This is a genomic window from Acinetobacter sp. Li1LvA2, from assembly GCF_056156705.1.
The window spans coordinates 104066-116775 of sequence record NZ_JBSICF010000006.1; the positions used below are offsets into that span (position 1 = coordinate 104066).

General features: G+C 39.3%; 12 protein-coding genes. 5 read left to right on the top strand and 7 right to left on the bottom strand.

What is annotated here, in order from left to right:
* Positions 1–12: 12 nt before the first annotated feature.
* Positions 13–1053 (bottom strand): rod shape-determining protein, encoded by a 1041-nt coding sequence (locus ACS604_RS13075; protein WP_004789315.1) that lies wholly within the window; start codon positions 1051–1053, stop codon positions 13–15.
* Between the two features lie 133 nt (positions 1054–1186).
* On the opposite strand from ACS604_RS13075, the gene gatC reads away from it, so the two are divergent.
* The 4 genes from gatC to ACS604_RS13095 all read left to right on the top strand — a co-directional run bounded on the left by gatC (position 1187) and on the right by ACS604_RS13095 (position 5249).
* Positions 1187–1501 carry an Asp-tRNA(Asn)/Glu-tRNA(Gln) amidotransferase subunit GatC gene (gene gatC, locus ACS604_RS13080; RefSeq protein WP_000107699.1) on the top strand — a complete coding sequence of 105 codons (315 nt, stop codon included), beginning with the start codon at positions 1187–1189 and terminating at the stop codon, positions 1499–1501.
* 53 nt (positions 1502–1554) lie between these two features.
* Positions 1555–3033 carry an Asp-tRNA(Asn)/Glu-tRNA(Gln) amidotransferase subunit GatA gene (gatA, locus tag ACS604_RS13085; protein ID WP_224972432.1) on the top strand — a complete coding sequence of 493 codons (1479 nt, stop codon included), beginning with the start codon at positions 1555–1557 and terminating at the stop codon, positions 3031–3033.
* The gene (gatB, locus tag ACS604_RS13090) at positions 3033–4502 is read left to right on the top strand and encodes an Asp-tRNA(Asn)/Glu-tRNA(Gln) amidotransferase subunit GatB (RefSeq protein WP_474771929.1); all 1470 of its coding nucleotides are present in this window, start codon (positions 3033–3035) and stop codon (positions 4500–4502) included. The genes gatA and gatB overlap by 1 nt, the downstream gene beginning before the upstream one ends.
* A gap of 168 nt (positions 4503–4670) precedes the next feature.
* Positions 4671–5249, top strand: coding sequence for a DJ-1/PfpI family protein (locus ACS604_RS13095; protein WP_474771930.1), 579 nt, complete (start codon positions 4671–4673; stop codon positions 5247–5249).
* 80 nt (positions 5250–5329) lie between these two features.
* Here ACS604_RS13095 and ACS604_RS13100 read toward each other — a convergent pair whose 3' ends face one another.
* From ACS604_RS13100 to ACS604_RS13110, 3 genes are all read right to left on the bottom strand, one after another.
* A complete protein-coding gene (locus tag ACS604_RS13100; protein WP_004789310.1) occupies positions 5330–5848 on the bottom strand; it encodes a hypothetical protein in 519 nt (172 codons plus the stop codon).
* 110 nt (positions 5849–5958) lie between these two features.
* Positions 5959–6702 (bottom strand): hypothetical protein, encoded by a 744-nt coding sequence (locus ACS604_RS13105; protein WP_474771992.1) that lies wholly within the window; start codon positions 6700–6702, stop codon positions 5959–5961.
* Positions 6703–6765: 63 nt separating this feature from the next.
* The gene (locus ACS604_RS13110) at positions 6766–7830 is read right to left on the bottom strand and encodes a DUF1176 domain-containing protein (RefSeq protein ID WP_474771931.1); all 1065 of its coding nucleotides are present in this window, start codon (positions 7828–7830) and stop codon (positions 6766–6768) included.
* 121 nt (positions 7831–7951) lie between these two features.
* Here ACS604_RS13110 and ACS604_RS13115 point away from each other — a divergent pair, with 121 nt between their 5' ends.
* Positions 7952–8701: a DUF4850 domain-containing protein gene (locus ACS604_RS13115; RefSeq protein ID WP_474771932.1), complete on the top strand. Its 750-nt coding sequence runs from the start codon at positions 7952–7954 to the stop codon at positions 8699–8701.
* 40 nt (positions 8702–8741) lie between these two features.
* On the opposite strand, the gene sbmA is transcribed toward ACS604_RS13115, so the two are convergent.
* The 3 genes from sbmA to ACS604_RS13130 form a co-directional block, all read right to left on the bottom strand.
* Positions 8742–9938 carry a peptide antibiotic transporter SbmA gene (gene sbmA, locus ACS604_RS13120; RefSeq protein WP_474771933.1) on the bottom strand — a complete coding sequence of 399 codons (1197 nt, stop codon included), beginning with the start codon at positions 9936–9938 and terminating at the stop codon, positions 8742–8744.
* 237 nt (positions 9939–10175) lie between these two features.
* Positions 10176–11411, bottom strand: a complete 1236-nt coding sequence (locus tag ACS604_RS13125; protein ID WP_474771934.1) for a threonine ammonia-lyase — start codon at positions 11409–11411, stop codon at positions 10176–10178.
* A gap of 204 nt (positions 11412–11615) precedes the next feature.
* On the bottom strand, positions 11616–12590 hold the full coding sequence (locus ACS604_RS13130; RefSeq protein ID WP_004789304.1) for a patatin-like phospholipase family protein: 975 nt from the start codon (positions 12588–12590) through the stop codon (positions 11616–11618).
* Positions 12591–12710: the final 120 nt, after the last annotated feature.

Genomic DNA, 12710 nt, shown 5'->3' on the forward strand with positions numbered 1-12710 from the left:
TAATCCTTAAACTTAACCAACAAAAAGCATGTCATGGTTCGGATTGTCAAAGAATTCCAATACTTTGCCGCCACCACGGGTAACACAAGTAAGAGGATCTTCAGCAACCACCACTGGTAAACCAGTTTCTTGAGCTAATAATTTATCGAGGTTACGAAGTAATGCACCACCACCTGTCAACACAATACCGCGCTCGGCAATATCAGAAGAAAGTTCTGGAGGAGTTTGCTCAAGTGCTGATTTTACTGCGCTTACAATGTTTTGTAATGGATCAGAGATTGCTTGAGTAATTTCGTCAGAAGTTACAGTAATTGCACGAGGCACACCTTCTGCAAGGTTACGTCCGCGTACTTCAATTTCTAATGTTGTGCCATCAGAAACAGCCATACCTACTTCTTTTTTAATGATTTCTGCTGTGGTTTCACCAATCACGCAACCATGAGCTTTGCGAACATAATTGATGATTTGCTCATCAAAAACATCGCCACCGATGCGTAAAGAGTCAGCATAGACACAACCTTGCAATGAAATAATTGCAATTTCAGTTGTACCACCACCAACATCCACAACCATAGAACCACATGCTTGTTCAACTGGCATACCTGCGCCAATTGCAGCAGCCATAGGTTCTTCAATGAGACGAACATCACGGGCACCAGCATTAAATACTGCTTCGCGAATCGCACGACGCTCGACCAAAGTTGATTTACATGGTACACATACAACTACACGAGGTGCAGGTGGGAACAAACGTTTTTCGTGAACTTTACCAATAAACTGATTCAACATGGTTTCAGTCACTTCAAAATCCGCAATTACACCGTCTTTCATTGGACGAATTGCAGAAATATTCGCAGGCGTACGGCCCAGCATTTGCTTAGCATCTAGACCTACAGCAGCAACAATTTTTTGTGAACCACTGTGACGAATTGCCACAACTGTTGGTTCATTTAATATAATGCCGCGGCCTGGTGCATAAATAAGTGTATTTGCTGTACCTAAATCAATGGCTAGATCCGGCGAAAACAAGCCAATTAGTCGTTTTAGAATCACGGTTCGTTCTCAGTTAAACTTTCATGTGGATGCAAGGTGGCAACTTTAAACTAAATGTGATGATTTGAACAAGTCAATCGCTTATTATAACGCACGATATTTTGAAAATTTTTAATACTGATTAGGTGATGTTATGTCTACATCGGATGCACAGCATTCAGCAGATTTAAATGCACAAACAGTTTCAGCAATCGCCAATCTTGCTCGATTGTCGCTCAATGATACGCAATCTGCTGAATATGCTCAAAGTCTAAATAAAATTTTAGGCATGATGGAAACCTTAAAAGGCATTGATACGGAAGGCGTAGAACCTTTGAAAAGTCCTTTTGACAATCCTCAACCTTTACGTGCTGATGTGGTAACGGAAAGCAATCATCGAGATGAATACCAAGCAGTTGCACCTGCAACTCAAGATGGTTTGTATCTTGTTCCTCGCGTGATTGAATAACTTTTACTCAATTAACCCATCTTCCCTATTTTGAATGTAAAGAAATTTTACTCATGACTGATTTACATCGCTTATCAATTCGTGAACTTGCTGAGGGCTTAAGCCAAGCGAAGTTTTCATCTCGCGAACTGACTGAACATTATTTGCAACGTATTGCTAAAATTGACCCATTGGTAAAAAGCTATGTGACGGTTACACCTGAGCAAGCGCTTTTAGAAGCTGACGCTGCCGATGCTGCTTTAAAAGCAGGTAATGCAACTGCTCTAACGGGTATTCCTCTGGCACACAAAGATATTTTTTGTACCAAAGGCATTAAAACAACTGCTGGTTCAAAAATACTAGACAACTTCATCTCTCCTTACGATGCAACTGTTGTTGAAAAAACTAAAGCAGCTGGTCTTGTCACTTTAGGTAAAGTGAACATGGACGAGTTTGCGATGGGTTCAACTTCTGAAAGCTCATATGTTGGTGCAACGAGCAACCCATGGGCGCTTGACCACGTTCCTGGTGGCTCATCAGGTGGTTCTGCTGCGGCTGTAGCGGCTGATTTAGCACCTTTTGCTACAGGTACTGATACAGGTGGCTCAATTCGTCAACCTGCTTCTTTCTGTGGCTTAACAGGCTTAAAACCAACCTATGGTCGTGTATCTCGCTTCGGTATCATTGCTTACGCATCATCTTTAGACCAAGCAGGTCCAATGGCACGCTCTGCTGAAGACTGTGCTTACCTGATGAATGTAATTGCAGGTCATGATGCAAAAGACTCGACTTCGGTTAAAAAAGAAGTTGATGACTACGTTGCGAACTTAAATGGCACATCTGTAAAAGGCTTACGTATTGGTATTCCTAAACAGTACTTTAACGTTGCAGGATTAGATGCAGACGTAAAAGCGCGTGTCGAAGAATCATTGAAAAAGCTTGAAGAAATGGGCGCAACCCTTGTTGAGATTGACCTCAACATGACTGAAGCCTATGTACCAACGTATTACCTGATTGCGCCAGCAGAAGCATCTTCTAACTTGTCTCGTTATGACGGCGTTCGTTACGGCTACCGCTGTGAAAACCCAGCTGACTTGATGGATCTTTACAAGCGTTCACGTTCAGAAGGTTTTGGTCCAGAAGTTCAACGCCGTATCCTCATTGGTACTTACGCGCTTTCTGCGGGTTATTACGATGCTTACTATGTGAAAGCTCAAAAAGTACGTCGTTTAATTCAACAAGACTTCTTAAAAGCATTTGAAAATGTAGACGTGATTGCGGCTCCTTCTGCACCCACAACTGCTTATAAAATTGGCGCAAACTTAAGTCCAACTGAAATGTATTTAGGCGATATCTATACACTTGCAGTGAACTTAGCAGGCTTACCAGCGATTAATGCTCCTGTTGGTTTTGATAAAGACAGCTTACCTGTAGGCTTACAATTAATTGGTAACTACTGGTCAGAATCACAATTGTTGTCGATTGTTCATCAATACCAACAAAACACCGATTTCCATACTCAACGTGCGGCAATTGCTGAGGAGAATGCATAATGGCTGAAGCTCAAAAGTTGAAATTGATTGACGGTTGGGAAGTCGTTATTGGTATCGAGATTCACACTCAGCTTGCGACCAACTCTAAAATTTTCTCAGGTTCATCGACTGAATTTGGTCAAGACCCAAATACACAAGCGAGCCTTGTCGACTTGGCAATGCCGGGTGTACTCCCTGTTTTAAATGAAAAAGTAGTTGATCTTGCAATTCGATTTGGTTTGGGTATCGATGCCTACATTGACCAAGCTTCTGTGTTTGCACGTAAAAACTACTTTTACCCTGACTCACCAAAAGGCTATCAAATTAGCCAAATGGATAATCCAATTGTTGGCTTGGGTCATATCGACATTCAACTTGAAGATGGCACAACAAAACGCATTGGCGTAACTCGTGCTCACCTTGAAGAAGATGCAGGTAAATCGATTCATGACCAATTTGAAGGCATGTCTGGCATTGACTTAAACCGTGCTGGCACACCTTTACTTGAAATCGTTTCTGAACCTGACATGCGTTCAGTTGAAGAAGCAGTGGCATATATCAAATCAATTCACACCCTTGTGCGTTGGTTAGGTATTTCTGACGGTAACATGGCTGAAGGTTCATTCCGTGCGGACTGTAACGTATCTTTACGTCGTCCGGGTCAACCGTTTGGTACGCGCTGTGAGCTTAAAAACCTCAACTCATTCCGTTTCATTGAACAAGCGATCAATGTTGAAATTGAACGCCAAATGGAAATTTTGGAATACGGTGGAAGCATCGACCAAGAAACTCGTTTGTTCGATCCAAACAAAATGGAAACGCGTTCAATGCGTTCTAAAGAAGAAGCGAACGATTACCGCTACTTCCCAGATCCAGACTTGTTACCTGTGATTATTGCAGATGAGCAAATTGAAGCTGCTCGCGCTGCACTTCCAGAGCTCCCTGCTGCACGCCGTGCACGTTTTATCGCAGACTTTGGTGTAACTGAGTACGATGCACATGTACTTACGCTCTCACGCGAAATGGCAGACTTCTTTGAAGCTGTTGTGGCTGCTGCGGGCGGTGCTGCACAAGGTAAAGTATCGGCAAACTGGGTAATGGGCGAATTCTCAGGTGCTTTAAACAAAGCTAATCTAGATTTGGCTGACTCACCTGTTTCTGCTGAACAGTTAGGCGGGATGATTGCACGTATTATTGACAACACCATTAGCGGTAAAATTGCTAAACAAGTCTTTGGCTTTATGTGGGAATCGGAAGGTAAATCTGCCGATGACATCATTGCTGAAAAAGGCTTAAAGCAAGAAACTGATACTGGTGCAATTGAAGCAATCATTAAAGAAGTACTTGCAGCCAATGAAAAAATGGTTGAAGAGTACAAGTCTGGTAAAGAAAAAGCTTTTAACGGTCTTGTTGGTCAAGTCATGAAAGCTTCTAAGGGTAAAGCCAACCCTGCTCAAGTCAATGAATTAATGAAAAAATTGATTGGTTAATTTCATTAGCCAACTCAACAAAAGCCTCGATTTATCGGGGCTTTTTTATATCCGTCTAAAACACCCTTCGACTAAAGAATGCACTTTTTTCCTAAAGAATTACTCAGTGACTGTGCTAATTTAAATTAAGAATTTAGATAACTTATATTTTAAAAAGAGAGATAAATCATGTCTAAAAAGATTTTAATGTTAGTCGGTGACTATGCAGAAGACTATGAAACCATGGTTCCTTTTCAGTTCTTAACTGGTTTAGGTTATACCGTCCATGCTGTTTGCCCAAATAAAAAGAACGGCGACCATATTGCGACTGCTATTCATGATTTTGAAGGTGAACAAACTTATAGCGAAAAACGTGGCCACAACTTCGCCATTAACTATGATTTTGATGCCATTAATACTGAAGATTATGTAGGTCTCGTTATTCCGGGTGGCCGAGCACCGGAGTACTTGCGCATGAATGACCGTGTTGTCGAAATTGTACGTGAGTTCGATAGGGTGAAAAAACCAATAGCAGCCGTATGCCATGGTGCTCAGTTACTCGCTGCGGCAGATGTATTACAAGGTCGCCTCTGCTCAGCTTATCCAGCATGTGCTGCCGAAGTAAAATTGGCAGGTGGACAATACGCAGATATTGCTGTGACTGAAGCAGTTACAGATGGTCATTTGGTGACTGCCCCAGCTTGGCCTGCACATCCAGCTTGGTTAGCACAATTTGTAAAAGTTTTAGGCGCTAAGATTACGCTCTAAATAGACCTCTTCATCCTAATTAAAATAAAGCCTGCTGATTAAATAGCAGGCTTTATTACTAAAATAGAAAAAAAGATTTTTTATCTTGTGATTCCCAACTTATTCCAAATCTCTGGTGTTAAAAACGTTGTCACCAATTTATTTAAATCGATATAGCGCAATGTGCCCTGCAACTGCTGTTTAACCGCGGGGTCTTTAACAATATCTTCGCCAGCACTTTGGCCTAACTGCTGGAAAGCCTCCCCAACTGCCTTCACACCTTCAGCCTGAATCACAGCTTTAGTTTGGGTAGAACATTGCTCCACAATCACACGTTGTAAAACCTGCGCCAGTTTCTGATCTAACTGATCCTTTTGCTCAGGCGTTACATTACTAAATGCTTTTAAATCAGGATGGGCAGCTAAAGCCGTAAATGTCCATTGAAGCACCGTGGTCTTGTCTGAAGCCGTTGTAGCCTTAACTAAACAGTCACTTAACTGATCAACCGTTGGTCCCGCCATCGCAATTTGTGTTGTACCCAGGACAGCAACTGCCATACAAACTGAACGGCTCAAATGTGAAAACTTACGGCGGGCAATCGCATAAACTTGACGTGACATAGGTCTAGCTCCAATAAACAATCTGTTCTTTGTATCACAGAGCTAGTGGTGTTACCTGTTATGACTCTGTAAATCGTCTATTTCTTCAAATTTAACAACTACTTTAATAATTAGCCCATTCCGGCATAATTCCATGCTTCTGGAATATTGGGCTGTTCTGGTGCTTTATTTAAATCAATATTTAAGTTTCTAGTGCCCTGATAAGATTTTTCACCTGAATCTGAGGCAGGTGATACGCTTAAACTATAACGATAGCGGAATTGCCACAACATAGGTTTAACTGGACGAATATCCAAACTTAAAGAATCCTCATCATGACAATTTCCTTTAGAACTTTCATAATCCTGCTCAGAAAAACATGCCCGAATCATCCGATTGAAACTAAAGGGATAATTTTTAATAAAGGAACGTTCATTACCTGACTCTTGTAACTCATAAAAGCTAGCCCGTTCAATTCCTGCTCCACCACCTGAGTACATTTCAGAAAACTGATCAATTATTGCAATTGCATAACGCTGTTGAGTGAGGGGAAAAAGCTTAGGAAATATATATTGTTTATGAAAGTCATCTTCGCTTCCTGTTGTCACAATATTCCATTTGCTGACTAATTTAAAACCTGTAGATGTAGGTTTAAACTGTGCGATATCATTACGGCTCGATAATATCCATAAATTTTGGTCTGGAGTTTTTAGACTACGCCATTGCGCGCCTTGCTGGCATAAATCTTTTATTTGTTCACACAATTGACTTTGCTCTGTTGAACTCAATTGCCCTTTCTTAAATTCCAAAATTTGTAATGGCGCAGCAAAAACGGATATGGCCGAACAACTTAATACAGCTGCTAAAGCAACCATTTTTAAATTAATTTTATAATTCAAAATCTTATTTCCTTAGACTATTCTTATATATTCAATGCATTATTTTACAATAGCTTCAATTCGATCAAGCTCCCACACCCCACCTGCTGCCAAGCCTTTGCACATCCCTGTCCACATATCCTTAGTATGTACAAAACTCTTGCCGTCCCAGACCCATTCTTCACTTGCCCAGCAATCGCCGATGCCTCTTCCCTTTTGAGCACTACTAATAATACCACTATCGAAATCAGAAGCTGTTTCTGTCACAAACGTTGCTTTACCAGTCAAAGACTCATCGAGCACCCATGCCCCATACCCTTCGTTATAAGCACCTCTCCAACACAACGTAGTCGCCAAAACTTTCTTATTGGTTAGTTTATATAGCTCGATTTCTTGTGGCTCAGCTCCATCACTATTACCGCCATAAATTCCTTCACAAAAGTCTGCTTTAGGATTCTGATTAGCTGCCATCAAGCTACGGTGTATTGCTTGATACTGCTTGCTTTTCGGCTGTAGCGTTAAATAAGGTTTAGTTGTCGTTTTAATATGTTTAACAACCAGTTTTGACTCAGGCATAAGTACTTTAGCTTCATTGGCACTCCCCTTTTTAACTAAAGCACCAACAGTCCCAATACGCTTCTGAAAATCATCCATTTTTAATAACACAGCAGTCATTCCTGCATCGGAAATTTTCCATTGATGCTGCGCATTTTTAAATACAATTTCAGTTTTTTGTTTAGACTGTTGTAGTACAGCGTTGACTTGTGAATTATTCAATTCCCCCATCAAGGGTAAATCGGTACCATCAATAGTCACAGCACCTAAATCTTTGCCATTTATATAAAAATGAATATTTTTAAGCTGATTGGCTGGCAAGCTTTGCTCATAGGCTGATAAAGCAAATTCAGCTTGCACAGGTTGTTTTGGCCCTGCTTTACGCACCAATAAAAGCGATGCTGGATTATCGCCATTTTCTTCATTTTGATAGCCTGCGGCTTTACATGTACCCGTATTGCTACACGAGATTTCCCACTCTTGATGTGAAAATGAAATACCTTTTATTTCTTGAGCAAAACTATAAGAACTCATTACCGTTAAACAGCAAATTGAAAGCATTTTTTTCATTTTTCATGTCTCTGCTGGTCTGTTTTATTATTAAGTTAAAACAGTTTAAAATTTTGGACTAACATCTAGTTTAAAAGAATATGCTAGGTTTATATAAAATTTAAATGATTACTTTTTAAAAATGAAAAAACTGAATTTGTTATTATGCACAATATTAGTCAGTATCACTTCAAGTGCCTATGCAGAAGTAAAAAGCTTTACACCTCATTTCCCCCAATTTTATAGCTCTGCTGCCACCCACAAAGCAGATAATCAATTCTACGCTCTAGGAGAGGCAAAGTTTTTAAACGGCGTTACAGTCCCGTTTTATGGTGTTACAGCACAAAGCCCAACAGAGAATGGTTTACTTAAAGATTTTGAAATCTGTACACCTAAAAGCTGCCGTTTTAATTTTAAACTCGATGCTCAACATGCAAAACAACTCAAACTTCTTGCATTACCTGAAACAGGTTTAGTACTCGTTCCAAGAAATTGGCAAGATGTGCAAGCAAATGCAGGTGCTAACGGGACTGGCTTTGCGCTAATAATGAGTACGGATCAAAAACAAGCAATAGAACTTTATGATTCTTCATTTTGTGTTGGCTGTGGACTACCAAATGCAACACTTTATTTTCCTGAGCTGCTAAAAGAAAGTCTTGAAAATGAATTCGGTGGTTATAACGACCCTAAAAAACTAATCAATATTGTTCATCCTTCTAAGAAAGTGGCTTTTTTTAGTTATCAAATTCCACAAGTGAACAATAAAACGCATGGTATTGCTAAATACCATGATGAAGACACTTTTAACTATAAAGAGATTCAAGTCACCTTAGATAAATCGCAACAGGCATTGGTTGGCCCTATTCTCAATTTTTATAACGCGACTCATTAATCCAATGCTTATAAAAAAACCCGCTTTCGCGGGTTTTCTTTTATTTATGTAGTATCGATTCAAAAGCTTTTAAACGCTTATAAATTGAAAGCAGTTCAATAATTGTTTTCCATGAAGTAATTAAATATTGGAAGGATTCACGGACCTTATCAAACACATTGCTTATTTGTGTAATTAAGCCTAATGTCATTTTACCCGCTGCAATAGATGGGAATAAAACAACTAAGCTATATAAAATATCTAATTGCAGATACCAGATACTGACCAGATTAAAATAAGAATAATGCAAATATAATCTAAAATAATTGAGCTTAACACTCGAGAAAAGTTCTTTTAGTGTTTTTGGTTGTGCTCTTTCCTCATGATCTTCGCCATAAACCAATTCTTTACGGTAAGCAGCTTCTACTTTTTGATTATTAAATTGTAGACCAGGCAATTTAATACCAACCACCATTAATAGAACTGTACCAAAAACAGCCCATACTATTGCCGCCCACACCAATGAATGGTCAATTTCTCCTACCAGAGGAAGTACCTTAACTTGCTTAGAAAGCTCAAACAAAATAGGTAAAAATGCAATTAATACCATAATTGCCTTTATAAAATTTATCCCTAAATCCTCTAAAACAGATGCGAAACGCATGGTATCTTCTTGTACACGTTGTGAAGCACCTTCTACATGACGCAGCTTATTCCAATGCTCTGTGTAGTATTCGTTCATTGCTGTACGCCAACGGAATACATAATGGCTAGCAAAAAATGAATTAATTACAGCTAAAGTCACACCAACCATAGCAATTAAAAGAAATGTAACTGTTCCGGTATAAAGTTTATTAATATCACCGCCACCATGATCTAACATAGTTTGAATAAGGTTATAAAAAGGTGCATACCAAGCATTAATCGCAACACTGATCTGAACGCTAAACCAGATATTAAATAAAATAAATGCCGAACCCCAAACTGACCAACGCTGCCATGGATTATTAGAAATAACTTTCCAAAAGCCAGCAAAAAGAGCAGTAGAGACTAAAAACCAGATATAAAACCATAAAAAAGTTGGAGACCAGAAACGACTGACACCTATCGGCAATTGAGCACTATGGTAACCTTGATGAAAGCCAATGAAAGTACCCCATGTATTTCCGCCCGAATACCAGAGCACCATATTTAGTACAATCCAAATAACCGCAGATATGAAAAAATACCGTGGTGATGGAAAAAATGATTTGAACATTGAGCGTGGATATCCTTATATTTCTTCAAATTTACAATGAAAGGAATACTAAAACCTAAACCTTAAAATTGTGAAGGGTAAAGTTTAGAGAATTGTCAATTTTTCCCATTTCATTGAAGGATTTGATCGTTTTTTTGTAAATTCATCCCTTTTTGGCAATTTAATCCATTTAAATTACCTTGTATATGACTCTTGATAGAGCCATATACGGCTTTTATAACACAGCAATATCAGAGATTAAATCTCTTCTTTACGAACAATATAACCTTCCAACTGCATTGCCTGAATCAGCAAATCTAGGTCTGATGCGCTTTTAAGCTCAACATCAACACTCACAGCGCTTTCTTTAGCACGACTTGTCGCTGCAAAGCGTTCATGACGCAATTCATAAATATTACCGCCTTGCTCAGCAATAATTGCAGTTAAACGAGCTAAAGCACCTGGGTTATCTGGTAGTTCAACACGAATACGAACCATACGCCCTGTACGCGTTAAATGACGTTGCAATACAGAGACCATAACGCGTGTATCAATATTGCCACCAGAAAGCACTACACCAAGCTTATGACCTAAAAATAGATCAGGACGAGACATAATTGCGGCAATACCTGTTGCACCTGCCCCTTCACATACTGTTTTCTCAATATTGAGTAACAGCGCAATTGCCTCTTCAATCATGTCTTCAGTGACAACAACAATGTCATCAACATATTCTTTAGCAACTTGAGTTGTAAGCTCACCCGGAGTTTTTACCGCAATACCTTCTGCAACTGTAGAGCCCATTGAAACGGCATGCTGATAATTGCAAAGAAGTTTCGCCATACTTGGATATACAACCGATTGCACCCCAATCACTTTAATTTTGGGATTGATAGCTTTAGCAGCAATCGCAATACCAGAAATTAGACCACCACCACCAATTGGCACAACTAGAATGTCTAGTTCAGGAACAGCTGCAAGCATTTCGAGGGCAATGGTTCCCTGACCTGCAATAATTTCTGCATCGTCAAATGGATGAATAATTGTTAAAGATTCTTCTTGTGCAACACGGTGCATTTCGGCAGCAGCTTCTGAAAAGTCTTGTCCATGTAAAATGACACGTGCCCCATATTCACGCACTCGTTGTACTTTTACATTAGGTGTAGATTTAGGCATCACAATAGTTGCTGTTACGCCTGTGCGTTGAGCATGATACGCTACGCCTTGCGCATGATTACCTGCCGAAGCTGCAATAACACCATGTTGCTTTTCTTGCTCAGACAAACACAACAGTTTATTCAGTGCACCCCGTTCTTTAAAAGAAGCTGTAAATTGTAAGTTTTCAAATTTCAGCCACATCTCAGCCCCTAAGGTTTTAGAAATGGTTTCTGAGAAAACAAAAGGAGTTTTTACGACTAAACCTTCTAAACGCTCTGCGGCAGCATGAACATCATCTAATGTTGGAAACCCATTTTTAACCTGTTGCTGTATCATTTATCTAGTCAGCCTCAATACATTACAAATCAATTATTTTTTAAAAATGACATCAATATTTTATATTGGTCATCCGAGTTTTCAGCATATCCAACATATACCTAATATACAAAAATTTTTATTCCAAAAATTAAGGATTTAAACTCTCATAAAAAAAAGCCCTATTCAGGCTTTTTAATTAATTTTCAAATAATTAACGTCAAATTATTGAGTTTGTGCACTTAATCCTTCAGTAGACATATTCTGTTCAGCTATTTTTTCATCGATAGCAAACTGAATATCGGAAAGTTTAGCATTGGCTGCATCGATGCCAGATTTCATGGTGGCTTCACGGCCTTTCACATCAAAAATATGCGCTTTTTCTCTTAAATCTGGTTGAATAACAACATCCGCATATTGTAATTCTTCTGCCGCCAAACGACCTTGCATAATATTAATATTCTGGTTAAACAGTCCCCAGACATTCGAAGTTTCTGTGTAAATAGGCTGAGCTAAAATATCAACTGCAATAATCACATCAGCACCTAAATCTCGTGCGACTTCAACAGGTACTGGACTGACTAACCCACCATCGACATATTCAGATTTACCAATTTTAGTGGGTACAAACATACTTGGAATTGAAGCAGATGCTCTTACGGCTTGCCCAGTATTACCATAGTTAAATACGGTTTTAGTGCCATGCTTTAATTCAGTTGCAACCACATACATTGGGATTTTCATTTTTTCGAGTGGCATGTTGTTTACTTGCTGGTTAACGTAGTTTTCTACTTTTTTACCATCAAAAAAACCTTTTAGCCCGATACTAATATCACGCACATCACCAGCTTTCATTTTTAAAGCAGTATCACGTAATTGAGCAGGACTTTTACCACTGGCATAAAGTGCTCCAACAATACTACCAGCACTAGTACCTACAATAAAATCTGGTCGAATACCATGTTGTTCCAAAACCTCAATAACACCGATATGAGCATAACCTCGTGCTCCACCGCTGCCCAATACAAGCGCAACAACTGGACGCTTTTGCTGTTTTTTAATTCGTGCAAATGGCTGTTCAACAGAGCGAGCATAAGCTTCCGTTGTTTGCGGTTTTAGAGCAGCGGACAAGTGTGTAGTGGTCTGGCATCCTGCCAACACTATAGAGAGTCCGAGAACCCACAATTTAAGCTGTTTCATGGCCTATATTCGCACTATGAGGTTTAAGTTCGGATTGCAATTTTAGTTGCTAGTATCGTTAAAAGCTGTATTGAATTTATTTAATTTGTCATGTTTAAAATTTAGACTCAAGTATTTTAT